The organism is Vibrio cincinnatiensis DSM 19608 (assembly GCF_900167345.1).
Taxonomy (GTDB): Bacteria; Pseudomonadota; Gammaproteobacteria; order Enterobacterales; family Vibrionaceae; genus Vibrio; species Vibrio cincinnatiensis.
The window spans coordinates 1-24,489 of the sequence record NZ_FUXB01000023.1 but is presented as its reverse complement, the minus strand read 5'-3'; the positions used below and the strand labels follow the sequence as shown (position 1 = coordinate 24,489).

Sequence of the window (24,489 nt, the reverse complement as noted above, 5' to 3'; positions counted from 1 at the left end):
ATGTGACGCTGCCAAAAGTTGCAGGCTCACTGGTATCCAGAATTTCGGATAATTTTCAGATTTTGAAACCTGCATCTTCAAGTTGAGCGGGTATAACGATCAAAAACCGGTATTTAATGCCCTCGATCTACATATTAAAGCGGGCGAAAAAGTAGGCATTGTTGGCCGCTCTGGATCCGGTAAATCAACCTTAGTGAATCTCCTGCTCCGCTTTTACGATATTCAATCTGGCAAGATAGAGATTGATGGGCAAGCCATCGACCAAGTCACGCAACAGTCGCTACGCCAGCAAATCGGTATGATCACTCAAGATACCTCACTGCTGCACCGCTCGATTCGTGACAATATTCTCTACGGCAACCCAAATGCTAATGAACAAGCACTGATGGATGCCAGCCGCCAAGCGGAAGCCCATGACTTTATTGACCTGCTACAAGATGAGAGCGGGAATAGTGGTTACGATGTACAAGTGGGTGAGCGAGGAGTGAAACTCTCCGGTGGGCAACGCCAGCGCATTGCGATTGCTCGGGTCTTACTCAAAAATGCGCCCATTTTGATTATGGATGAAGCGACATCGGCTCTCGACTCCGAAGTGGAAGCCGCGATTCAAGACAATCTACAACGGCTGATGGAAGGTAAAACCGTGATTGCCATTGCGCACCGCCTTTCTACCATTGCGGCCATGGACCGTTTAATCGTGATGGATCAGGGAAAGATCGTTGAGCAAGGTTCACACCAAGAACTGCTCGCCCGTCAAGGTATTTATGCTCAGTTGTGGGATCACCAAACTGGGGGATTTATTGGAGAAACCACCGAACCATAAGTCTCATTTGCAACGAACCGATATTGAAGTGAAATGGCCTTTTTGCCCAATCACCGAGAGCGGACTTATCGCACCTGATTAGCCAAAAGCTGAGCGATAAAGTCCAGCTCTTCATGGCTTTGCCCTGCACTCATGGCTTCAATCCACACACTGGCACTGTAATGTTCTGCTCGTAGCAGCAGATGGCAACCTTCAAAATCGATCAGCCAGCTATGCATATCGGCATCCAACTGTTTTTCAAGCACCGTTGCCGAAAGTAACCGGAGTAGACGTTCGGCTAGCTTAGGAAAGGAGTCAAAATCCCATGGTGGAGTACGTAAAATAATGCGCCCTTGCGGGGCTAAATACTCACTTAAGCCAAACTCAGCCATGTCCAGTCAAATGCTCCTGAATCGCATCTAAAAATAGGTCGGCATACTTTTCCAGTTTGCGTTGCCCAACCCCATTGACTGCCAGCATCTCTCCATAGGAAGTGGGTAAGATATCAGCCATATCAATTAAGGTGGCGTCACTAAAGACCACGTAAGGAGGCAAGCCTTCCTCATCAGCAATGGATTTACGTAACTTACGCAATTTCGCAAACAGTTTTTTATCGTAGTTCTTGCTCGATAGTTTATCGGCTTTTACGGTCCGAACGGCCGTATCTAAACGGGGCACCGCCAGCTCTATCGCTTTATCACCACGTAATACCGGACGCGCTTCTTCCGTCAACTGTAAAGTCGAGTTGCGGGTGATATTTTGGTGCAGTAACCCTTTGTGAATCAACTGCCGAAAGATACTGACCCAATAATCATGGCTATGATCGCGCCCTAAGCCGTAAGTGGAGAGCTTGTCATGGCCATTTTCACGAATACGGATATTTTGCATCCCACGCAGCACTTCCACCACATAACCAATGCCAAAACTTTGGTTAACTCGATACACACAAGAGAGCGCTTTGCGCGCCTGTTCGGTTGCATCAAAATGCTTAGGCGGATCAAGGCAAATATCACAGTTTCCACACGGCTTATCACGGTATTCGCCAAAATAGTTGAGCAGTACTTGGCGACGACAGGTTTGCGCTTCGGCAAAATGGCTCATAGCGGTCAGCTTATGGCTTTCGACTTGTTTTTGTGGCCCCTCTTCTTTTTCATCCAGCATACGTCGCAGCCAGATAATATCAGCGGGGTCATACAGCATCATCGCCTCGGCAGGCAAACCATCACGCCCGGCTCGTCCGGTTTCCTGATAATAAGATTCAATATTGCGCGGAATATCAAAATGCACCACAAAACGGACATTGGGTTTATTAATACCCATCCCAAAGGCAACCGTTGCCACCACGATCTGAATATCATCTCGCTGAAACGCTTCTTGAACATAGGCGCGTTCATCGGCTTCCATTCCTGCATGGTAGCTGGCGGCACGAATACGGTTGTTGCACAATTTTTCCGTCAACATCTCCACTTTTTTGCGACTGCCACAGTAGATAATCCCGCATAACCCTTTTTTGGTTTCCAAATAACGAATCACTTGCGACACGGGTTTATGCTTTTCGACCAATGAGTAACGGATATTGGGGCGATCAAAGCTACCTAAATAAATATGCGGTTCATTGAGTTGCAGGCGGTGCAAGATGTCGCCGCGAGTGGCATCGTCGGCGGTGGCGGTCAAAGCCATAAACGGAATATGAGGGAACTGCTGTTTAAGCTGACCTAATGCGGCATATTCGCGGCGAAAATCATGCCCCCATTGTGAAATGCAGTGCGCTTCATCCACTGCAATCATAGCGATTGGCAGGTGGTTGAGCCGTTCGATAAAGTCGGAGGTGAGAACCCGTTCCGGTGACACATACAACAGTTTAATGTGCCCCGCATGCATACGTTGATAAATACTTTGTAGTGCTTCTCGGCTCAGGGTTGAATTCACACATTCAGCCGCCACACCGTTTGCTTTAAGTTGGTCAACCTGATCTTTCATCAGTGAAATCAGCGGAGAAATCACCACCGTCACGCCATCACGGATAAGGGCTGGAATTTGATAACAGAGCGATTTTCCCCCACCTGTTGGCATGATCACTAAGCTGTCTTGGCCGGCCACCGCCGCTTCAATCACCTCTTGTTGGCCAACTCGAAAAGTCTGGTAGCCAAAAACCTCACGCAATACATGCTGCGGGTGTGAGGTGAGATCGGATTGTTCAGCGAGTAAAGTGGCGGTCATGCTGGCTCTTTGTTATGAGTGGGAAGACTGATACGTCAGCATCAGAATAGATCGGCTATTGTAGTGCCCTTTGTCGGTGAATAAAACCGCAAAATGTTCGAGGAATCCGATTTACACGCTATACTGGCGACCCATTCGCAATATTCATGATTGCGTACTCAACGAGATGTAAAACATGACACCTGAACAACACCAAGAAGAAGCCAAGAAAGGGATAGTGTTAGCGATCAGCGCCTATACCATGTGGGGGATCGCTCCCATTTATTTCAAACTACTTGGCCACGTATCTCCACTTGAGATCCTCAGCCATCGTATCATTTGGTCCTTCTTTTTACTGGCGGGGCTGTTACACGTTGGCCGCCAATGGAAAGCCGTGGTCACTGTTTTTCAGTCAAAAAGTAAGCTGTTCTATCTGCTACTGACCTCTCTGCTGATCGGGGGAAACTGGCTGATTTTTATCTGGGCAATTAACTCTAACCATATGCTGGATGCCAGCTTAGGCTATTACATTAACCCCCTTCTGAACGTCTTTCTCGGAATGCTGTTTTTAGGTGAGCGACTACGTAAATTACAGTGGTTTGCCGTACTGCTAGCCGCCATTGGGGTGGGGATTCAGTTGGTTTTATTTGGTTCTATCCCTATCGTTGCTTTAGCGCTCGCCAGCACTTTTGGTATTTATGGTTTGCTGCGTAAAAAAGTGGGGGTCGGCGCGCAAAGTGGCTTATTTATTGAAACATTAGTGTTACTCCCCATGGCTACTTTGTATCTGTTTCTTCTGGCAGATTCACCCACCAGCTCACTGGCGGTCAATGATTGGCACCTCAATCTCTTGCTGGTCAGTGCGGGCCTTGTCACCACACTCCCTTTGCTCTGTTTTACTGGGGCAGCCACTCGGCTAAAATTATCCACGCTCGGCTTTTTCCAATATATTGGGCCAAGCTTTATGTTTCTATTAGCCGTGCTGGTGTATGGCGAAGCTTTCTCTAGTGATAAAGCCGTGACCTTTCTGTTTATTTGGGGAGCATTGTTGGTATTTAGCTTTGATGCCGCCGTCTATAACCGCAGACGCCGCCGTTAGATGATCATTTTTTACAAGACAAGCACTTTTCCAACCGCTAACTTAGCTCGATGATGTTTATTCCACGACTGACTTAATATGGATAAAGTCCACTATTATTCAACACCTCACCAAGCGATAAGTTTGATTGAAGCGGACTATAAAAAGTTTGCTTTTCGGCGTCATTACCATTTGGATTTCCACATTGGACTCATCACCGGTGGGCAACAAAAGTTTGCTCACCGTGGAGAGCAACATTTGGTTGGGCCGGGAGAAGTGGTCATTATGCCTCCGGATGAATTACATGACGGCCGGTCATTGTTGGATTCCGGTTATCAAGTGCGAGTCTTTTCCGTTACACCCGAGTGGTTTAGTGAATATTTTGAGCTTTCCTCGCCAGAAAACATCATCCGCTTTAAGCATCTGATTGTGAGTGATAGCGCCATCTTTTCACAATTAAATCACTTCCACAAAGTGTTGACTCAGCCCCACTTAAGCCAACTGGCGAAAGATTGCTTACCTTATGAAGGCTTTAACTCACTACTTTCCCGCTATGGTGTCCATAAACCACAGCCCATTATTCCCTTAGGTAAACAGACCATCGGGACATTGAAAGCGTTTTTACTCGCTCATTTAGATCAGCCAATACGGTTAGAGCAACTCGCGCAACTTTGTCAATTAAGCCCAACACAGTTTCAACGACATTTTAAAGCACAAATGGGCATCACCCCTTATGCCTGGTTTTCTCGGCTACGCTTAGAGCAAGCCATGAAACTCTTGCAACGTGGTGTGTGTGGTACTGACGTTGCTCTGCAAGTTGGATTTTACGATCAAGCTCATTTTACCAAAGCATTTAAACTCACCTATGGCGTATCCCCCTCAGCGATTAACTAACATGTCAAAAATTTACAATCGTCTGGCCCATTCTTCTGGCAGGCTATTGCAAATGATTCATCACAAGACTTAACCATGAACGAAATCAGCCTACTACTTACGCTTGCTAGCGTCCATTTCATCGCCTTAATGAGTCCGGGGCCGGATGTCGCATTAGTGCTCCAAAACGCGACACGGTACGGACGAAAAATCGGTCTATTTATCGCACTTGGACTATCGTGTGGTATTTTTCTTCATTCACTCTTGAGCTTGACGGGCATCAGCTACTTAGTGCATCAGCACCCCGTTTTGTTTGCGATTTTACAGCTCGCAGGAGGGGGTTATTTACTTTATCTCGGCCTTCATGCCTTACGACACACGGTACAACATTGGCAAACAACCACTGACCAAACCTCTTCACGTCCTGTTTTGCTGCTCAGTAACAAACGTCAGGCTTTTTCGCGGGGTTTTATCACCAATATTTTAAACCCGAAAGCCTTAGTCTTTTTCATTAGCTTGATGTCGACCCTAGTACCAACTGAGATGTCGCTACAAGGAAAAGGATTCGCTTTAATTATTCTATGGGGATTATCGCTGCTATGGTTTGCATCACTGGCTTGGATGCTTTCAACAGAAAGCTTGCAACGTCGATTGCAGCAAGCCCATCGTTATATTGACGCGCTCTGTGGCATAATTTTTAGCTTAATTGGCTCAATCATTCTATGCCAAGCACTGTTTAGCGTGCTGACATAGCGTTTAAGCCTACGAAGCTATTTTTTAACAGCAGTAAATCGCCCTGAGCTCTTGTAAGAGATCTCGCACAAATAAGTAAGTAAATCTCGCTTTCCTTACTGACAAAAACCGAATAAAACAATTTAACTTATTGATAAGTAAGAAATATAGACAAAAGACATCAAAGTATGGATAAAATCATCAATTTCCTACTCTTGTGAGGTTCAGACAAATCCGTAATATGGAGGGTGTCGGAAGGATGCTGACAGGGAAAAGGAATCACTAAGGATAGTGAGCTTCAGGATGAAGGCGCGATTGTTGAGGATAAACAATCGGCAAGGATAGCATCAAGGACATTGAACGGACTCGATCGTTACTAGGATGGTAGCGACAACGGAATGACAATGGACCCCTCTGGATGAGGCAAGGACTAAACATCAGGATGATGTCAAGGACACTGCTCAGGGAACAAGTAATGTGCGCTAACAGGATGGTTAGCAGATCAGGATGATCGAGGACACCGCTAGGAAGGCGATGAACGGATTACGCTGAAGGAATAGCACACTATCAAGGAATAGATGCAGGGAGCACCTATTTAGTAGCTGGATTGCTGCGAGTAAGACCATAACCCCGCAGGGCTTTGCCCGCGGGGTTTTCTTTTGCTATCGAGCTAAAACTTGACCGTTCAGCATCAGCGATACACCGAAGTATCGCTGAAAGCGACTACACTTTTTCTAATTTGGCATAAGCAGTCACTAACCACTTAATGCCTTCACCATTAAACGCAACTTGAACTCGGCTCTGCGGGCCACTACCTTCAAAGTTGATAATGGTACCTTCACCAAATTTTGGATGGCGCACCCGAGACCCGAGACTAAAGCCCGTTTCATTAAAATTGTCTTTCACTGCAGTAGCACTAAAGCGTCCACTGCTTGCCGGACGGCTTACCTGCGCTTTCATTCGCACTTCATCCAAACATTGCTCAGGCAATTCTCGGATAAAACGCGAGGGTTTATGGTATTTATCCTGCCCGTATAAACGACGAATTTCTGCATAAGTCATGTAGAGCTTTTGCATTGCACGGGTCATGCCTACGTAGCACAAACGGCGTTCTTCTTCTAAACGGCCCGCTTCTTCAACCGACATCTGGCTCGGGAACATGCCCTCTTCAACCCCTACCATAAAGACCAGAGGGAATTCTAAGCCTTTCGCACTGTGCAAGGTCATCAATTGCACCGCATCATCAAACTCATCCGCTTGCCCTTCTCCTGCTTCTAATGCGGCATGGGTTAAGAAAGCGGTTAATAGACTCATTTCTTCCGCTTCTTCCGGTTTTTCAAACTGACGCGTCGCGGTAACGAGTTCTTCTAAGTTTTCAATTCTGGCTTTGGATTTTTCACCTTTTTCTTGCTCATACATGGCGTACAGGCCTGAGGTTTTAATCACATGGTCAGTTTGTACATGGAGCGGCATTTCCGCACTGTCATCTTCCAATGCATTAATCAGTTCGACAAAGCGCCCCAAAGCTCCCGCTGCACGCCCCGTCAGTACTTGTTCATTGAGTAGAGCAAGCGAGGCTTCCCATAACGTGCAGCCCCGATCCCGCGCGGCAAAGCGCACCGTTTCCAAGGTTTTATCACCTAAACCACGGGTGGGGGTATTGATCACTCGCTCAAATGCCGAATCATCATTTCGGTTCGCCATTAAGCGTAAATAACTGAGTGCATCTTTGATCTCTTGCCGTTCGAAGAAGCGCATTCCACCATAAATACGATAAGGTAATCCTGCTTGCAGCAACGCTTCTTCCAACACCCGTGATTGGGCGTTATTGCGGTAAAGCATCGCACAATCATTCAGCACCCCGCCTTTATCCTGCCACTCTTTGATTTTGCTCACCACAAACCGCGCTTCATCCAAGTCGTTATACGCTGAGTAGACAGAAATCGGTTCACCTTCACTGCCATCGGTCCATAACTCTTTGCCCATACGTTCGGTGTTATTGGCGATTAATGCGTTGGACGCTTGCAAAATGGTTTTGGTGGAGCGGTAATTTTGCTCAAGGCGAATGGTATTCACACTCGGAAATTCCAGCGTGAATTTTTCGATATTCTCAATTTTTGCTCCGCGCCAACCATAAATGGATTGATCATCATCCCCAACGATCATGACGTGGCAGTCAGGGCCCGCCATCATCCGTAACCATGCATACTGAATGTTGTTGGTGTCTTGAAACTCATCCACCAGAATATGCTTAAAACGCGCTTGGTAATGCTCACGAATATGCTGTTTATCACGCAGCAGTTCATGGGCTCTGAGTAATATTTCCGCAAAATCAATCAACCCCGCCCGATCACAGGCATCTTGGTACGCGGTATAGAGCTGTAAATAGGTTTGGGTAACGGGATCTCGATAAGCGTCAATATGGCGGGGGCGCAGCCCTTCATCTTTTTTGCCGTTAATCCACCAGCACACTTGCTTGGCGGGCCACTGCTTTTCATCCAAATTCTGTGCTTTAATCAAGCGGCGCAACAAACGCTGTTGATCTTCTGAGTCGAGGATTTGAAAATCTTCCGGTAGCTTAGCATCGAGGTAGTGAGCGCGGAGAATGCGGTGACAAATGCCATGAAAAGTGCCCGTCCACATGCCGGATGCGCTCCCCATCATCAGTTCTTCAATTCGCCCGCGCATTTCAGCGGCGGCTTTATTGGTAAAAGTCACTGCCATAATGGAAAAGGGGGAAGAGCGCTCCACCGACATTAACCAAGCGATACGATGGACCAGTACCCGTGTTTTACCACTTCCCGCCCCCGCGAGAATAAGCAGATTTTCAAGTGGCGCGGCGACCGCTTCACGCTGTTTATCATTGAGGCCGTCGAGTAAAAGAGAAGGATCCATCATGGCTAGGCTACTGGTTATTTATACATATTTTGCACGATTATACTCTTAAACGAAGGGATAACCAAATGACAAGAAAGGGGAGCACTATGACTCCCCTTGCAAGGTATTTCCGCGTGAATTATGCGGCAATTCCGGCGTGACGCAACATGGCATCAATTTGTGGTTCACGACCACGGAAGCGTTTAAACAGTTCCATCGGTTCCTCACTGCCGCCCATTTCTAGGATGTGATTTAAAAAGCTCCGCCCAGTTTCAGCATTAAAAATACCTTCTTCTTCAAAACGAGAGAAAGCATCCGCCGATAACACCTCTGCCCATAAATAGCTGTAATATCCTGCGCTATAACCGCCAGCAAAAATATGACTAAAGCTGTGGGAGAATCGGTTCCACTCTAGGCTCGGCAATACGGACACTTTCTTTTTCACTTCCGCTAATGTTTCTAACACTTTCGGACCAACTTCAGGGTCATACGTGGTATGCAGGGTAAAATCAAACAAGCCGAACTCTAACTGACGCAAAATAAACATTGCAGATTGGAAGTTTTTCGCTGCCAGCATTTTATCTAACATCGCTTTAGGTAGCGGCTCTCCGGTTTGGTAATGGCCCGAGATAAAGGCCAGCGCCTCTTCTTCCCAACACCAGTTTTCTAAGAACTGGCTAGGCAGTTCCACCGCATCCCACGGCACGCCATTAATGCCTGACACCGCGCCCACATCGACTTGCGTCAACATGTGGTGAATACCATGCCCAAATTCATGGAATAGCGTCACCACTTCATCATGGGTAAACAGGGCAGGTTTATCCCCTACTGGGCGGTTAAAGTTACAGGTGAGATAAGCCACGGGAGTTTGCAGCTCACCATTGAGGGTGATACGGCGACCTCGACAATCATCCATCCATGCACCACCACGTTTATGCTCACGAGCGTATAAATCGAGATAAAAACTGCCCCGCAAACGATCTTGACCATCAAAAATATCAAAAAAGCGCACAGACGGATGCCAAGTATCCACTCCATCACGCTCTTGCACACGCATACCAAATACGCGCTGCAATACTTCAAACAGGCCGCTAACAACTTTAGCTTCAGGGAAATAAGGACGCAGCTCTTCATCAGAAATATCAAACAGATGCTGTTTTTGTTTCTCGCTGTAATAAGCGATGTCCCACAACTCAAGCTCAGTTACGCCATACTCTTGCTCGGCAAACTGACGCAGTTCTTCCACTTCACGCTCCCCTTGCGGCTTAGCTTTGCTCGCTAAGTCATTGAGGAAACTGAGCACTTGATCCGGCGTTTCTGCCATTTTGGTGGCCAGAGATTTTTCACTGTAAGTGCTAAAACCCAGCATATGAGCGATTTCATGCCGCAGCTTGAGCTTCTCAGCAATGATTTCACTGTTGTCCCATTTCCCTGCGTTCGGGCCGCGGTCAGAAGCTCGAGTCACATAAGCTTCATACAACTCTTTACGCAATGCTTGGTTCTCACAATACATCATGACCGGGAGATAAGACGGCATATCCAAGGTTAAGAGATACCCATCAAGCCCTTTTGCCTGTGCGGCCGCTTGCGCCGCCGCTAACGCCGACTCAGGCATACCCGCCAATGGCTCTGCATCAGCAATATGTTTCGTCCAGCCCATGGTCGCATCCAATACATTATTGGAAAACTTAGAGCTAAGTTCTGACATACGTTTACTGATCTCACCGTAGCGTTTTTGCTCAGCGGCAGGCAGACCAATACCGGATAGCTCAAAATCACGTAGCCCATCATTAATGGTTTTTTGCTGCGCGCGGCTCAGCTGACTGAACTCTGGGCTGGCTTTGATCGCTTTATAAGCTTCAAATAGCCTTTTGTGTTGTCCAACCCAAGTTCCATATTCTGACAGCAGTGGCAGGCAACTTTCATACGCGTCACGCAGTTCATCACTGTTGAGCACTGAGTTCATATGGCTGATTGGCGACCAAAGACGGCTTAAACGATCATCCACTTCTTCAATTGGAGCGATCACACTCTCCCAAGTGGGTTGGCGATTCTCTTGCAGCACCTGTTCAATTTGAGTGCGGCAATCTTCAATCGCTTTCTCAACCGCAGGCTTTACATGCTCGGGGTTAATGGCAGAAAACGGAGGTAAATCCGTAAAGGTGAGAAGTGGATTAGACATAAAACATTCCTTTTGGGTTAAGACATGTGCCTAGATATTTTGCAGCGATGAAATAGTAAATATAGGTAGGTTCAGCAAATTTCAATAGTGGCGTATAATCAGTCAATACTTTTGATTCACAACCAACGCTCAATTTGAGTGTTTTGAGGGCTTATTTTGCTAAGTTATCGTCACAGCTTTCATGCTGGCAACCATGCAGATGTATTAAAACATATTGTGCAAAGCCTTATCCTCAATGCCTTGCAACAAAAAGACAAGCCTTTTGTCTACCATGATACCCACTCTGGAGTTGGCCGTTATGACCTGACCCACGAATGGTCTGAAAAAACCGGCGAATATAAGCAAGGGATTGCGCGCATTTGGCAACAAAATGTAACGCCTAGCGCTATCGATAGCTATTTAGCGGCCATCAAAGCACTCAATAATGGCAACACGCTACGCTATTATCCGGGTTCTCCGCGAGTGGCTCGGACACACCTCCGTCCACAAGATCGCATGGTGTTGACCGAACTACACCCAAGTGACTACCCACTGCTTGAACAAGAATTTCAGCGTGATCGTCAAGTTGCCATCTATAAAGAAGATGGTTTCGCCCGCTTAAAAGCTAGCCTCCCGCCGAAAGAGCGCCGAGGTTTAGTGCTGATCGACCCACCATATGAACTGGCGAAAGAGTATCGAGATGTGGTGCAAGCCATTGCTCAAAGCTATAAACGCTGGTCTACCGGCATTTATGCGATTTGGTATCCCGTGGTTAATCGCTGTGATATTGATGACATGTTAGAAGGCTTAGCCAACCTTGGTATCCGTAAAATTTTGCAAATTGAATTGGGCGTCGCTCCAGATACCAATGAACGTGGCATGACGGCATCTGGAATGATAGTGATTAATCCGCCATGGAAGTTGGAAAGTGAAATGCAAGAAATACTGCCGTTTCTCAAACAGGCCATCGCCCCCGTAACGGGACATTTTAAAGTCGAATGGGTTGTTCCAGAATAAACTGACCCAATCTATTCAAGAAGCACTCAAAAAGAATAATGGAGAAAGTAATGACCACACATTTTGATTATCTCTGTATCGGTGGCGGTAGTGGCGGTATCGCCTCAGCAAACCGTGCCGCCATGTACGGAGCCAAAGTCGCTCTGATTGAAGCCAAAGATCTCGGGGGTACTTGTGTTAACGTCGGTTGTGTGCCGAAAAAAGTCATGTGGCACGGCGCGCAAGTCGCAGAAGCATTGCATCTCTACGCCAAAGATTACGGCTTTGATGTCGATGTAAAAGGCTTAGACTGGTCGACACTGATCAAAAATCGCCAAGCATACATTGGGCGCATTCATCAATCCTATGACCGCGTATTAGGTAACAACAAGGTAAACGTTATCCGTGGTTTTGCCCGTTTTGTTGACGAAAAAACCGTTGAAGTGAATGGCAAACAGTACACTGCAGATCATATTTTAATCGCAGTGGGTGGTCGCCCGAGCATTCCAACGATTCCCGGTGCCGAACACGGTATCGACTCAAACGGTTTCTTTGAATTAACCGAGCAACCTAAACGTGTAGCCGTCGTCGGTGCTGGTTATATTGCGGTCGAGATTGCAGGCGTACTACATGCATTAGGAACCGAAACCCACCTTTTTGTACGAAAAGAGTCCCCTCTGCGCAGCTTTGACCCGATGATCATCGATACCTTAACCGAAGTGATGAAAAACGAAGGCCCAACCCTGCATACGCATTCCATTCCGAAAGAAGTGGTGAAAGAAGCCGATGGCAGCCTCACGCTCCATTTAGAAAATGGTCATAGCCAAAATGTCGATACACTCATTTGGGCCATTGGTCGCCACCCCGCAACGGATGAAATTAACCTAGCGGCAACCGGTGTTGAAACCACAGAACGAGGTTACATCAAGGTTGATCAATACCAAAATACCAACGTACCGGGCATTTACTGCGTGGGCGATATTATGCAAGGCGGTATAGAACTCACCCCCGTCGCGGTCAAAGCCGGACGCCAACTCTCTGAACGCCTGTTTAACAACAAGCCTGAAGCGAAAATGGATTACGATTTAGTCCCTACCGTTGTCTTTAGCCACCCACCGATTGGCACCATCGGCTTAAGTGAACCCGATGCCATTGCTAAATATGGCGCAGAACAGGTCAAAGTCTATACCTCCAGCTTTACGGCCATGTACACCGCCGTCACGTCACATCGCCAGCCTTGTAAAATGAAACTGGTGTGCGCAGGCCCAGAAGAAACCGTGGTGGGTTTACACGGTATTGGTTATACCGTCGATGAAATGATCCAAGGTTTTGCCGTGGCAATGAAAATGGGTGCAACTAAAGCTGATTTCGATTCTGTCGTCGCCATCCATCCGACCGGCAGTGAGGAATTTGTTACTATGCGCTGAGGCGTAAAAATATAAACTTACGCCTCGTCACGTTTTCGTGTCGGGGCGTTTTATTCCATTGCTGATTTTACACACACCACACTCAGTAAAGAATTCCCTTTTAGATTCGTTATTTTTCCGCTGGTAAATAAACCTCTATTATTTTGCCCCCAATAGGGCAAATACATGGGCCACTGTTCTTTCTCCATGACTTTTGAACTCAGCAACTGTTGCCATTCTTCTTCGGTCACTAAACGCATGTTCTGACTCTCACACATCTTTTTTGCGCCGCTATAATTCAAGCGGTTCCAAGCCTGATTATGTTCCATATAAAACTGGACTTTGTCTGATGTGGTATACGGAATTGCATAGGTCAGCCCATTGAATGATGTTTGATGACGAATCACGATTGCATCGCTGGCTGGCTGGATTGGAGGGGGGCTCTTTAGCGGCCTCGCTGTCGGTGTTCTTGTTTTCACGGGTGTAGGTTGGCGCTGAACAGAAGCACCTTGAGGTTGGGATTGCGAAACGATACTTTTACTCACTTCTCGAAGAAAAGCCTCTTTATATCCCGCAAGGGCACGCACTCCCGTCAGTTCTTTTCGGGCTTGGGCATAATCATTATAAGGCCCGATTAAACAGCGCGTCCCACTGCCTTCTGGTTTCATCCACACATCCGTTGATATTTTCTCATAGAGTGCTTTCGCCTGTTCCACCGATAAGGGGGATGCTAATAAGCCACACTGAATCCAGAATTTGGAATCTTGGCCTTTCGGTAACGTATTCCCCCACAACCCTTGCCCCAGTGGGCATGATGAATCCAGAACCGGCAGTTGATCACTGGCCGCTTGGGTCGCATCGCAGAGAAAATCCTGAGCAAGCACAGGAAATGAGAACAGAGCCACCGTGCAGCAGGAGAGGCTTAATAAAACTCGATGGGTAATTTTAGACATTTCGAGCACTTTTATATCCATAGTTATCCCTACTATAGTGACAGCGTAAATGGTTTTAGGTGCGAAAATAGATGCAAAAAAAGAGCCGTAATTGCTTACGACTCTCAGTGTAGGTGGCTTATCACTATAAAATCAACTGACTAGCCTCACCCTTTATAAATTTTTGGATTGAACACATCCCGTAACCAGTCCCCCAGTAGGTTGATCACCAAAACTAAGCTTATCAATACCACTCCAGGGAAGACGGTTATCCACCAAGCACCGGAAAAAATATATTTAAAACCAATACTGATCAGCGCTCCTAATGATGGTTGATCAACCGGTAACCCTAAACCAAGGAAAGAAAGTGCCGCTTCAGACATAATGGCATTGGCAATTTGTACCGTTGAGATAACCAAAATAGGCGACAGGCAGTTAGGTAAGATATGCCTAAACATGATGCGTAACGATTTAAATCCCATCACTCGTGCCGCTTCGACATACTCTTTCTTCTTCTCTGCCAATACCGATGCTCGAATCGTTCGAGCGTATTGGGGCCATTCAGCAACCCCAATAATGACCACCAACATCACGACTGCATATTGACTATAAAACTCACCACCAAAACTGGCTTTAAAAATAGCCGAAACAATGATTGCGACCATCATGGTAGAGAAAGAGAGCTGAATATCGGCAAAACGCATCAAGAAGCTATCAATCCGGCCACCAAAGTAACCTGCCGATAACCCAATCACTATCCCGAGAAGCAGTTGCAAGCCTACAGCTAAAAAGCCAATGGTCAGCGACAGCCGTGAGCCATACAAAATGGTCGAGAGAATGTCTCGCCCTTGTTCATCCGTCCCTAACAGGAAACGTTCATCCCCCCCCTCCAACCAAACAGGTGGTAACTCTGAGTCCATGATGTCAATGGAGGCTAAAGCGTAAGGGTTAGTTGGGGCCAATAACGGAGCGGTTAATGCCATTGTTAAAAACAGCAGAAAGAACGCAAAACTGACCATCGCCACTTTATCGCGTAGAAAGTAATACAGAAAATCCGATTGCTTAAAACGTTGCCAAAGTGAAGGCGTGCTTGTTACCGAAGTCATGATTACGCCCCTTTTCCGGTTAAATTAACGGTTGGGTTGATCAACCCATACAGCAAATCGACAATGGTATTGGTCACCACAAAAAGCAGACCAACAAAAATCACATAAGCGGTGATCAGTGGGGTATCCACTCGGTTAATCGCCTCTAAAAAGAGCAAGCCCGTTCCCGGCCATTGAAAAACGGTTTCCGTTAAAATGGTGTAGGCCACCATGGTTCCTATCTGCACGCCACCCACGGTGAGCACCGGGAGTAATGTATTTCTTAACGCATGTTGAAAATAAATTTTATTCATCGCTAAGCCTTTGGCTTTAGCAAATTTTATGTATTCTGAACTGAGTACTTCAAGCATTTCCGCCCGAACTAAACGGATAAAGAGCGGCAGCATAATGGAAGCCAAAGCGATACTGGGCAGCACTAAATGGCGCAAGCCATCAAGGTTAAATAAACCCGATTCCCACCCTAATAAGCGCGTAGTGTCACCTCGCCCGTAAGAAGGTAGCCAACCCAATTGAATAGAAAAGATATACATCAACATAATGGCGGTTAAAAAGACGGGAATGGAAATACCCACACTACTTCCGGCCATGATCAGTTTCGAAAACCAACGCTTGGGATGTATAGCGGAATAAACGCCAAGAGGGATGGAAAGCGCAATAATGATCAGGGTTGCCACAAAAACCAGCTCTAATGTGGCGACCAATTTATCCAATATCACATCAACAGCCGGGCGCTTGAAAAAATAAGAGGTCCCTAAATCGCCCTGAACAGCAGCAGACAGGAAGCGAGTGTACTTGACTAAGAATGGGTCATTCAGCCCGAGTTCATCACGCATCGCTTGACGCTGCGCCTCTGACACAGATTGCCCCACCAATTCACGCAGTGGATCTCCGAGGTTATCTTGAATTGCAAATGCCACCAAACTGATGACAAACATCACTATCACCGCCTGATACAGGCGCTTGACCAGAAAAGAAAACATTCCCTGCCCCTTAAACTATCCATGACCATTGCGCACCTTGCACAATGAAAAATCTTCAGCCTTAATAACCTGCTTAATCCGACCGAATAAAAATTAAGCTCAACAAGGTAAGCGATATATCCTGTAAAAACGCACAAAGCGTAGCGATAAAACGAGAAGCGACGAATACTTTCTGCCGCTTCTCATTAACCCACTTAACGTCGGTTTACTATCATCATCGGTACACTACTTGACGACCAAATCACCAAAGTAAGGGAAATCCATACCATTAATGATCGGTGCCAACTCTAGGTTTTTCTTTGCCGCCCAAGAAGGATCTTGCCAATGAAGTGGAACAAAGGCCGCTTCGTTGTAGAGAATTTCTTCTACTTTTTTCAGCATTTCACTCCGCTTAACAAGATCGGTTTCCACATTAGAAGCATCAACCAAAGCATCGACCTCTGCATTGGAGTAATAACCACAGTTATACTGACCTTTCCCCGTCTGTTCATTACGAGTCATGGTTAAGAACTCAGTAAAGTTCGCTGAATCCTCGGTATCTGGGTGCCAACCAATCAGCAGCATATCCGCAGCACATTTATCAAACTCTGGCCAATATTGCGCTTTCGGCATGGTTTTTAAATCCACTTTAATACCAATTCGAGCAAGCATTGCCGATGCAGCTTGAGCAATTTTATCATCATTCACATAGCGGTTATTTGGGGCAATCATGGTCATGTTAAAACCATTTTCATACCCCGCGTCCTTCATCAATTGTTTGGCTTTTTCAAGATCAAAGCGTGGTTTGAGATTTTCGTTATAGCCAGCATACCCTACTGGGCTTTGCTGCCCAGCAGCCGTTGCGGCACCGCGCATCACTCGATCAACAATACCTTGGTTATTAATAGCATAAACAATCGCTTGGCGAACACGTACATCACGCAATGCTTCATGGCTATTTTGGTTCAGTTGGAAAGTGATCACTCGCGTGCCCGGCATGGTGTACAGCTCAATGTCTTTCGCATTACGAATGCGCTGATAATCATTGGGCGAAACAGGGGCAATCATATCAACCCCTCCAGACAACAAAGCCGCCACTCGAGTGGCCGATTCCTTAATCGGCACCAGCGTCAGCTTATCTACATTACCTTTGCTCTCTTTATCCCAGTAATCAGCAAAGCGAGCGAACTCAACTCGGATTCCCTGCTCACGTTCGGTCACAATAAAAGGCCCCGTTCCAGAGGCATTGGTTGAGGCAAAAGAAGACCCGTGTTTAACGATTTCTGCTTTATTTTTTCCGTCTGTCGTTGTTCCAGTGTAGAACTTGCTGTCCATCGGAAAAATATACGTTGCCACGTTTTCAATCAGCGGATAAACCCCGTTCGTTTTAATATCGACCGTGTAATCATCCACCTTGATGACAGAGGCAAGAGGTTCAAAAATACCTTTAAAATCGGCGGAATCTTTCAATCGATTAAAGGTCCATACCACATCATCCGCAGTAAAAGGGTTACCGGAATGAAATTTTACACCTTGGCGTAGAGTAAACCGCATCGTTTCATCATCTAAGCGTTGCCAAGACTGAGCTAAACGCGGCTCAAACTGCATCTCTTGGGTAAAACGAATTAATGGATCAAAGACCATGTGTGATAGTTGCAGCGTTCCCCCTGAAAGCTGCTCATGAGGGTCCATGGAGACAGGATCTGAATCGTAAGCGATTTTAATCTGCGCAGCACTGAGTGAAAAACTCAATCCTGCCGCCATTAAAGCTAAGGTCAGCTTGCTTTTAAAAGTTATCATGCATAACTCCTTATGCGGGAATATCTATCCCTAATGTTATTGTACTACTGTTAATGAGTGTTTTTTCTACTTGATATGGAATGAAACAACCAACTAGGTGGTTTCAACCTTTTCTCTTAACCCGGTAAATTCGGGCATTAAGGAAATCAGTTGTTTGCTGTATTCATGCTGTGGTGTCGTAAAAAGCTGTTCGGTCGGAGCAACTTCTAATAGGGTTCCCATTTGCATCACCCCCACTCGATCGCACATTTGCCGAATCACGGGTAAATCGTGACTGATAAACAACATGGTTAAATTCAGCTCTTGCTGCAAGTCTTTCAGCAAGTTAAGGATCTGCGCTTGAACGGACACATCTAATGCTGAGGTCGGCTCATCACAAATCAATAATCGAGGACGGGTTGCCAAAGCGCGGGCAATCGAGATTCTCTGCCGCTGACCACCAGAAAATTCATGGGGATATTTAAGCCCCGCCATTCGCCCCAGTCCCACATAGTCCAATAAATCATTCACTATCTGACGGGTCTGCGACTCATTGTCGGTCAGTTTATGAAAACGAATCGGCTCTGCGATAATGTCCAACACCTTCATACGAGGGTTCATGGAGGTATAAGGATTTTGAAAGACCATTTGCATCTGACGACGCATTGGGCGGCGCTGCTTTTCTGATTTAAGCCCAGTGAGATCGATGCCTTCGAAAGTCACCCGCCCTTCATTGGGTTGATAAAGCCCAGCGATCACTCGTGCAATGGTCGATTTTCCAGAACCAGACTCGCCAACAAGACCAAACGTTTCTCCTTCATGGACTTGAAAGCTCACATTATTGGACGCTTGCACATATTCACGGCGGCTTTCAAATAAGGAGTCTTTGGTTACAAAACGAAGATTAACATTCTCAACGTTCAAAAGCGGGCCCGTATAAGCACGCTGATCTTGGCTTTGGCCTAACCAATGGTGCTTAATATCGAGCGGAGCCAGTTCACTGGCTTCTTCGATGTAACTGACGAGAGGAAAGCGATCCAACTTAATATCTGAACGAGGAACAGCTGAAATCAAACTGCGTGTATAGGGATGATCAGGGTCCCCCAATACTTTTGCTGTTGGGCCAAATTCGACTAAATCACCGCGATACATAACAGCAACCCGATCCGTCACATTGGAAACCACCCCCATATCATGAGTCACCAACATACACCCAACATTATTCTTTTTGCACAACTCACGAATGAGCGACAGTATCTGGTCTTGAATCGATACATCCAGAGCCGTGGTCGGTTCATCCGCAATGATTAAATCCGGCTCCCCTGCCAACGCAATCGCTATTACGACCCGTTGCCGCATACCGCCAGAAAACTGGTGAGGGTACTGCTTTAAACGATTTTCTGGCTGAGGAATGCCCACTTGTTGCATGAGAGATAAAGCCCGTTGATAAGCCTCTTCATGAGTGACCTTCATATTCGCGTGGATGGTTTCCGTCAGTTGGTGTTCAACCGTAAACAAGGGGTTAAGCGAAGTCATGGGATCTTGAAAGATGAACCCAATTTTTGAGCCACGAACTTGACGCATTTTTTCAGGAGATAAACCAGAGATTTTCTCTCCATCTAAGAATACCTCACCTCCGGCAATCGTTCCGGGAGGGCTTAATAGATCAATGATCGCATTCCCAACCGTCGACTTACCTGCGCCAGACTCACCCACGACGCCAACAATTTCACCGCGCTCAATATTAAAGCTGAGCGATTTGACCGCCGCGTGAACACCATGGCGTGACGGATATTCGATGCGTAGATGATTAACTTCTAAAAGTGACATGTAAACCAGACCTCAACTGCTTTGGCACAATACTGCCCTGTCTGAATCTCACGCAATCCCAATTCACACTGGCGATTGTGTAAAGACCAATGATTCCCTTCGACCAACACAGTACAATCTGCTGGCTATTTACAAGTTCATCAATGTGGCAAAAATCTCACATAAAAGCAACAATCCAAGGATAAAAACTCGATAACACACCGAAACAAAGCAGCTAAATCGAATAAAAATGCAAAATATATAGATATCAAATGGTCAAACCAGATAATCACTTTCATAATACAACGCTATATATCAGTGCTTATTACTATTTTTTATAAAAAAGAAAAGAGATCGTAAAAGACAAAGTCGCATATTCTTTCAATCAGCAGCAAAAGCCACCATTAACAATAAAGAAACAATACATACCTTATTAACCAAAAACCCAGTTCAAAAAATTAGATTAATTAAATTTAACAGGGATAAATATTAGCAATAAGTGGAATATTGGCATTTTCGATCACAAGAAGAAGAAGGTAGAAGATGTCATTCATGTGGGGATATAAAGTAATGTTGCCATGTTCAGCCCCTGCTGATCATCGTTATCACTTTCGATTGGGAATATGCATATTTCCAAAAATAAAAACTCTGATTGTAAATATCCATCATTCTCATTATATGAGAATAAAAATCCTAAAAACCCCAACCATCTAAGTAAAAAAGTACCATTTTGGGAAAAGACAAGTTTGAATAGCAGGCGAACCCCACTCTTCTCGGTAAAAAATACAGAAAATAAAAAGCCCCAGTCTTTCGACTAGCACTTAATATAATGGTCGGTGAAGAGCTGAGTTTGAATAGCAGGCGAACCCCACTCTTCTCGGTAAAAATACAGAAAATAAAAAGCCCCAGTCTTTCGACTAGGGCTCAATATAATGGTCGGTGAAGAGGGATTCGAACCCCCGACCCTCTGGTCCCAAACCAGATGCGCTACCAAACTGCGCTATTCACCGACAAATCTCTTACTTGTTTTATCTCAAATTTAATCAAGAAAGGGAACATCCGTTACCTAAATAATGGGGTGGCTAACGAGACTTGAACTCGCGACAACCGGAATCACAATCCGGGGCTCTACCAACTGAGCTATAGCCACCATCAACTTTTGCAATAACCGCTTGTCTGCCGTTATTTTAAGCTACGCTATTGCATAGCTTTCGAATAAGTGGTCGGTGAAGAGGGATTCGAACCCCCGACCCTCTGGTCCCAAACCAGATGCGCTACCAAACTGCGCTATTCACCGACAAAATCTCTTACTTATTTTATCTCGAATTTAATCAAGAAAGGGAACATCCGTTACCTAAATAATGGGGTGGCTAACGAGACTTGAACTCGCGACAACCGGAATCACAATCCGGGGCTCTACCAACTGAGCTATAGCCACCATCAATGTTGCCAACATGCACCAATCAACCAACCGGATGGCGCGCCCGAAAGGATTCGAACCTTCGACCTTTGGCTCCGGAGGCCAACGCTCTATCCAGCTGAGCTACGGGCGCATGCCCTATCGGCGGAGTGGAATAATACGTATATCCCCTGAGGTCGTCTAGTACTTTTTCAACTTTTTTTCTTGTTTGACGGCTTTTTCATCAACCGTCTGCGATAAAGCTGATTAATGAGATGTGATTCATGCCTTGAAGATCGCAACTTGTTGTTTATTGCAACATCTGATCGGGATATACTCACCACGCGTTTACATTGATTTAACAGAGACAGATCTTTAAATCGATGCCAACCCCATCTTAGTATAAAACTTAGGTAAGCCACACTTACCCTTAAAATGTAAAGTGAGTTAATGGATATGTCTCGATCAGCCTTAAGCGTATTTTTCGCCGTGTTTACCTTTTCGGTCTCGGCGTTTGCGACCAGCCCAAGTGATTATGATGCTATTGCTGAACGCATCAAACCTGTCGGAAACGTTTATCTTGCTGGTAGTGAACCGATAAAAGAAGAGCCTATCGGCCCCCGTGATGGTGAGACAGTCTATAAAACTTTTTGTACAGCCTGCCATGCAACCGGAGTAACTGGAGCACCTAAAACTAGAAATGCCCAAGATTGGACTCCTCGACTTGCACAAAGCAAAGATGTGCTGGTAAACCATGCGATACAGGGCTTTAACCTTATGCCAGCCCGTGGCACATGCATGAACTGTTCCGATGAAGAAATTGTTGCTGCTATTGAACATATGATTGCTGGACTGTAACCCATTCTCTACCTATCAGAGCTTGGACATGGGTTGAACAAGCCCTGATAGGTGCTATGTTTTATTAAACATGGATCTTAAATTCGCAATATGGGCTTGCCCTTTACTCATCCGCTCTTCTTGCGAAAGGACTTTTTTCTTAGTTTCCCACTCCACATCATCATAAGGTAATTCATCTAAAAAGCGGCTTTGGGTCGGTTTAAGTAACTCGCCAAATTGACGGCGTTCTTTACATAAGGTGAACGTTAGCTCTTTTTGAGCACGAGTAATGCCGACATACATTAACCGCCGCTCTTCTTCGACGTTATCTTCATCAATACTGGTTTGGTGTGGCAAAATGCCTTCTTCAGCGCCAATTAAATAGACATACGGAAATTCAAGGCCTTTTGAGGCATGTAACGTCATCAACTGTACCGCATCACTGTCATCATCTTGCTCTCCACGCTCCATCATGTCGCGCAGCGTTAAACGTTGTACCACTTCTTTTAAGGTTTTCTCTTGTTGATCGTGATTATCACCTTCTAAATCGGCAACAATCCATGAATAGAGTTCAGACACATTTTTCATGCGCATTTCCGCCGCTTTGGCACTGGGAGAAGTCTCATATAACCAGTCTTCATAGTGAATATCGCGCACTAATGAGCGTACCGCTTCTACGGTATTTCCTCGCTCAGCATTGTCTGCAATAGCCACCAACCATTGAGTAAAACGGCGTAGATTATCTAAACCACGACCAGAAAGATGCTGCTCAAGCCCTAGCTCAAAACTGGCCGAAAATAAGCTTTTCCCACGCATATTGGCATAACTGCCCAATTTCTCTAATGTCGCTGGGCCAATCTCCCGCTTGGGTGTATTCACAATACGCAGGAATGCATTGTCATCATCAGGGTTCACTAATACACGTAGGTACGCCATGATATCTTTGATTTCTGCCCGAGAAAAAAATGAAGTACCGCCTGATAATTTATATGGCACACGGTTTTGCATCAGAGACTTTTCAATTAATCGTGATTGATGATTACCTCGATATAAGATGGCATAGTCACGATATTCAGTGCGGTTAAGAAATTTATGGGCAATGAGTTCAGCCGTCACTCGTTCAGCTTCATGATCCTCATTGTTGGCCATAATTACTTTGAGCTTTTCCCCTTCAGGTATTTCAGAAAATAACGTTTTTTCATACACATGAGGATTATTGGCGATCAAAATGTTCGCAGCTCGCAAGATTCGGCTTGTCGAGCGATAATTTTGCTCTAACTTAATCAGCCTTAAATTAGCAAAATCACGCCCAAGTTGAACAAGGTTCTGTGGTTTCGCACCTCGCCAAGAATAGATGGACTGATCATCGTCGCCCACCACGGTTAATCGCCCTCGTTCCCCTACCAACAACTTCACTAACTCATATTGGCTAGAGTTGGTGTCTTGATATTCATCGACCAATAAATAACGAATACGGCTTTGCCAGCGCTCACGAACCTCTTGCTGGCGACGTAACAATAGTACGGGAAGTAAAATGAGATCATCAAAATCCAGCGCATTATAGGATTGCATCTGCTTTTGGTAGCACTCAAAGCAGAATGCAAAAAGTTGCTGCTGTTCACCTTTCGCCAGTGTTTTCGCTTGCGCTGGAGAAATCATGTCATTTTTCCAGTTGGAAATGGTGCTCAACAGCTGGCGTAATAAATCCTTGTCACCCTCTAACTGTTTATCCGTGAGCTCTTTAAGTAATGCTAACTGATCTTGATCATCAAATAATGAAAAGCCCGATTTTAGGCCGAGATGCTTATATTCACGCCGAATAATATTGAGCCCTAATGTGTGAAAGGTGGAAACCATTAAGCCTCGAGATTCCGCCTTACCCAACGTTTTACCCACCCGCTCTTTCATTTCACGTGCGGCTTTATTGGTAAAGGTCACGGCAGCGATATTGCGAGCTTTATAGCCACATTGCTGTACGAGATAGGCTATTTTATTGGTAATCACTCGAGTTTTGCCTGAACCGGCACCAGCAAGTACAAGGCAAGGTCCTGATACATATTTGACCGCTTCATCTTGTCTTGAATTCAGCTTCATCGTGTTTTCTGATCTAGGATTCGGGCTGGTCATGATAATGCCGGTTAAGGGGAGTTCCAAGAAAAGAACCGAGTATTTTTTTTAATTTTACTGTACAAGTGTATTGCATAACTATACCCGCTCAACTTGAAGATGCAGGTTTCAAAATCTGAAAATTATCCGAAATTCTGGATACCAGTGAGCCTGCAACTTTTGGCAGCGTCACATTGAAAAATTCATTAATAGCCGTTGTAAATTCAGCCTTCGAGCGGAAGTAAATATTGTTCCTTACATGCTCATTCATTACCTTCCAAAGCCGCTCGATTGGATTTAAATTTGGACTGTAAGGCGGTAAGTAATGAAGCTCGATATTGAGCACTTTTGCCGCATTTCTCACCAACTCTGACTGATGATAGGCAGCGCCATCAAGAACTAGGTGAACTTGTTGCTCCAACGGGTAATGCTCCTTTT

The 24,489-nt window shown here is 45.7% G+C and carries 17 protein-coding genes, 5 tRNA genes and 1 pseudogene; 7 read left to right on the top strand and 16 right to left on the bottom strand.

Features of this window, described 5'->3' with window-relative positions; all coding sequences use genetic code 11:
* Positions 1-88: 88 nt before the first annotated feature.
* A pseudogene (locus B5D54_RS15875) lies at positions 89-823 on the top strand (ABC transporter ATP-binding protein); the annotation flags it as partial.
* A gap of 65 nt (positions 824-888) precedes the next feature.
* Here B5D54_RS15875 and B5D54_RS15870 read toward each other — a convergent pair.
* Together B5D54_RS15870 and recQ are read right to left on the bottom strand one after the other, a co-directional pair.
* Positions 889-1,194 (bottom strand): DUF3630 family protein, encoded by a 306-nt coding sequence (locus tag B5D54_RS15870; RefSeq protein ID WP_078927527.1) that lies wholly within the window; start codon positions 1,192-1,194, stop codon positions 889-891.
* On the bottom strand, positions 1,187-3,022 hold the full coding sequence (recQ, locus tag B5D54_RS15865; protein WP_078927526.1) for an ATP-dependent DNA helicase RecQ: 1,836 nt from the start codon (positions 3,020-3,022) through the stop codon (positions 1,187-1,189). Before recQ ends, B5D54_RS15870 begins: the two co-directional genes overlap by 8 nt.
* Positions 3,023-3,197: 175 nt before the next feature.
* Between recQ and rarD the strand changes: the two genes are divergently transcribed.
* The 3 genes from rarD (at position 3,198) to B5D54_RS15850 (ending at position 5,705) form a co-directional block, all read left to right on the top strand.
* On the top strand, positions 3,198-4,100 hold the full coding sequence (gene rarD, locus B5D54_RS15860; RefSeq protein ID WP_078927525.1) for an EamA family transporter RarD: 903 nt from the start codon (positions 3,198-3,200) through the stop codon (positions 4,098-4,100).
* A gap of 78 nt (positions 4,101-4,178) precedes the next feature.
* On the top strand, positions 4,179-4,973 hold the full coding sequence (locus B5D54_RS15855; protein ID WP_078927524.1) for an AraC family transcriptional regulator: 795 nt from the start codon (positions 4,179-4,181) through the stop codon (positions 4,971-4,973).
* Between the two features lie 75 nt (positions 4,974-5,048).
* On the top strand, positions 5,049-5,705 hold the full coding sequence (locus tag B5D54_RS15850; protein ID WP_078927523.1) for a LysE family translocator: 657 nt from the start codon (positions 5,049-5,051) through the stop codon (positions 5,703-5,705).
* Between the two features lie 702 nt (positions 5,706-6,407).
* Here B5D54_RS15850 and uvrD read toward each other — a convergent pair.
* Both uvrD and prlC read right to left on the bottom strand, forming a co-directional pair.
* A complete protein-coding gene (uvrD, locus tag B5D54_RS15845; protein WP_078927522.1) occupies positions 6,408-8,582 on the bottom strand; it encodes a DNA helicase II in 2,175 nt (724 codons plus the stop codon).
* 118 nt (positions 8,583-8,700) lie between these two features.
* Positions 8,701-10,743 carry an oligopeptidase A gene (gene prlC / locus B5D54_RS15840; protein WP_078927521.1) on the bottom strand — a complete coding sequence of 681 codons (2,043 nt, stop codon included), beginning with the start codon at positions 10,741-10,743 and terminating at the stop codon, positions 8,701-8,703.
* A gap of 156 nt (positions 10,744-10,899) precedes the next feature.
* Here prlC and B5D54_RS15835 point away from each other — a divergent pair, with 156 nt between their 5' ends.
* Both B5D54_RS15835 and gorA read left to right on the top strand, forming a co-directional pair.
* A complete protein-coding gene (locus B5D54_RS15835) occupies positions 10,900-11,739 on the top strand; it encodes a 23S rRNA (adenine(2030)-N(6))-methyltransferase RlmJ (protein WP_078927520.1) in 840 nt (279 codons plus the stop codon).
* Positions 11,740-11,789: 50 nt separating this feature from the next.
* Positions 11,790-13,145, top strand: a complete 1,356-nt coding sequence (gorA, locus tag B5D54_RS15830) for a glutathione-disulfide reductase (RefSeq protein WP_078927519.1) — start codon at positions 11,790-11,792, stop codon at positions 13,143-13,145.
* A 50-nt stretch (positions 13,146-13,195) separates the two neighbouring features.
* On the opposite strand, the gene B5D54_RS15825 is transcribed toward gorA, so the two are convergent.
* From B5D54_RS15825 to B5D54_RS15780, 10 genes are all read right to left on the bottom strand, one after another.
* Positions 13,196-14,077: an SPOR domain-containing protein gene (locus B5D54_RS15825; RefSeq protein WP_238096138.1), complete on the bottom strand. Its 882-nt coding sequence runs from the start codon at positions 14,075-14,077 to the stop codon at positions 13,196-13,198.
* Between the two features lie 146 nt (positions 14,078-14,223).
* A complete protein-coding gene (locus tag B5D54_RS15820; RefSeq protein WP_078927517.1) occupies positions 14,224-15,162 on the bottom strand; it encodes an ABC transporter permease in 939 nt (312 codons plus the stop codon).
* Between the two features lie 2 nt (positions 15,163-15,164).
* Positions 15,165-16,142 (bottom strand): ABC transporter permease, encoded by a 978-nt coding sequence (locus B5D54_RS15815; RefSeq protein ID WP_078927516.1) that lies wholly within the window; start codon positions 16,140-16,142, stop codon positions 15,165-15,167.
* A gap of 225 nt (positions 16,143-16,367) precedes the next feature.
* The gene (locus B5D54_RS15810; RefSeq protein ID WP_078927515.1) at positions 16,368-17,921 is read right to left on the bottom strand and encodes an ABC transporter substrate-binding protein; all 1,554 of its coding nucleotides are present in this window, start codon (positions 17,919-17,921) and stop codon (positions 16,368-16,370) included.
* Positions 17,922-18,014: 93 nt separating this feature from the next.
* The gene (locus B5D54_RS15805) at positions 18,015-19,730 is read right to left on the bottom strand and encodes a dipeptide ABC transporter ATP-binding protein (RefSeq protein WP_078927514.1); all 1,716 of its coding nucleotides are present in this window, start codon (positions 19,728-19,730) and stop codon (positions 18,015-18,017) included.
* A gap of 912 nt (positions 19,731-20,642) precedes the next feature.
* Positions 20,643-20,719: transfer RNA gene (locus tag B5D54_RS15800), tRNA-Pro, on the bottom strand.
* A gap of 64 nt (positions 20,720-20,783) precedes the next feature.
* Positions 20,784-20,859 (bottom strand) — tRNA-His (locus tag B5D54_RS15795).
* Positions 20,860-20,929: 70 nt separating this feature from the next.
* Positions 20,930-21,006, bottom strand: a tRNA-Pro gene (locus tag B5D54_RS15790).
* 65 nt (positions 21,007-21,071) lie between these two features.
* Positions 21,072-21,147, bottom strand: a tRNA-His gene (locus B5D54_RS15785).
* 38 nt (positions 21,148-21,185) lie between these two features.
* A tRNA-Arg gene (locus B5D54_RS15780) sits at positions 21,186-21,262 on the bottom strand.
* A gap of 296 nt (positions 21,263-21,558) precedes the next feature.
* Between B5D54_RS15780 and B5D54_RS15775 the strand changes: the two genes are divergently transcribed.
* Positions 21,559-21,966 carry a c-type cytochrome gene (locus tag B5D54_RS15775; RefSeq protein ID WP_078927513.1) on the top strand — a complete coding sequence of 136 codons (408 nt, stop codon included), beginning with the start codon at positions 21,559-21,561 and terminating at the stop codon, positions 21,964-21,966.
* Between the two features lie 54 nt (positions 21,967-22,020).
* Here the strand turns inward: B5D54_RS15775 and rep are convergent, their stop codons facing one another.
* Both rep and B5D54_RS15765 read right to left on the bottom strand, forming a co-directional pair.
* A complete protein-coding gene (gene rep, locus B5D54_RS15770) occupies positions 22,021-24,039 on the bottom strand; it encodes a DNA helicase Rep (RefSeq protein WP_078927512.1) in 2,019 nt (672 codons plus the stop codon).
* Between the two features lie 121 nt (positions 24,040-24,160).
* The coding region (locus B5D54_RS15765) for an IS630 family transposase (RefSeq protein ID WP_139364794.1) at positions 24,161-24,489 on the bottom strand (329 nt) is incomplete at its 5' end.

Excerpts from the sequence above, each read along its gene's own strand:
- B5D54_RS15870 (WP_078927527.1), bottom strand. The coding sequence starts at position 1,194 with ATGGCTGAGTTTGGCTTAAGTGAGTATTTAGCCCCGCAAGGGCGCATT.
- recQ (WP_078927526.1), bottom strand. The coding sequence starts at position 3,022 with ATGACCGCCACTTTACTCGCTGAACAATCCGATCTCACCTCACACCCG.
- rarD (WP_078927525.1), top strand. The coding sequence starts at position 3,198 with ATGACACCTGAACAACACCAAGAAGAAGCCAAGAAAGGGATAGTGTTA.
- B5D54_RS15855 (WP_078927524.1), top strand. The coding sequence starts at position 4,179 with ATGGATAAAGTCCACTATTATTCAACACCTCACCAAGCGATAAGTTTG.
- B5D54_RS15850 (WP_078927523.1), top strand. The coding sequence starts at position 5,049 with ATGAACGAAATCAGCCTACTACTTACGCTTGCTAGCGTCCATTTCATC.
- uvrD (WP_078927522.1), bottom strand. The coding sequence starts at position 8,582 with ATGATGGATCCTTCTCTTTTACTCGACGGCCTCAATGATAAACAGCGT.
- prlC (WP_078927521.1), bottom strand. The coding sequence starts at position 10,743 with ATGTCTAATCCACTTCTCACCTTTACGGATTTACCTCCGTTTTCTGCC.
- gorA (WP_078927519.1), top strand. The coding sequence starts at position 11,790 with ATGACCACACATTTTGATTATCTCTGTATCGGTGGCGGTAGTGGCGGT.
- B5D54_RS15825 (WP_238096138.1), bottom strand. The coding sequence starts at position 14,077 with ATGTCTAAAATTACCCATCGAGTTTTATTAAGCCTCTCCTGCTGCACG.
- B5D54_RS15820 (WP_078927517.1), bottom strand. The coding sequence starts at position 15,162 with ATGACTTCGGTAACAAGCACGCCTTCACTTTGGCAACGTTTTAAGCAA.
- B5D54_RS15815 (WP_078927516.1), bottom strand. The coding sequence starts at position 16,142 with ATGTTTTCTTTTCTGGTCAAGCGCCTGTATCAGGCGGTGATAGTGATG.
- B5D54_RS15810 (WP_078927515.1), bottom strand. The coding sequence starts at position 17,921 with ATGATAACTTTTAAAAGCAAGCTGACCTTAGCTTTAATGGCGGCAGGA.
- B5D54_RS15805 (WP_078927514.1), bottom strand. The coding sequence starts at position 19,730 with ATGTCACTTTTAGAAGTTAATCATCTACGCATCGAATATCCGTCACGC.
- B5D54_RS15775 (WP_078927513.1), top strand. The coding sequence starts at position 21,559 with ATGGATATGTCTCGATCAGCCTTAAGCGTATTTTTCGCCGTGTTTACC.
- rep (WP_078927512.1), bottom strand. The coding sequence starts at position 24,039 with ATGAAGCTGAATTCAAGACAAGATGAAGCGGTCAAATATGTATCAGGA.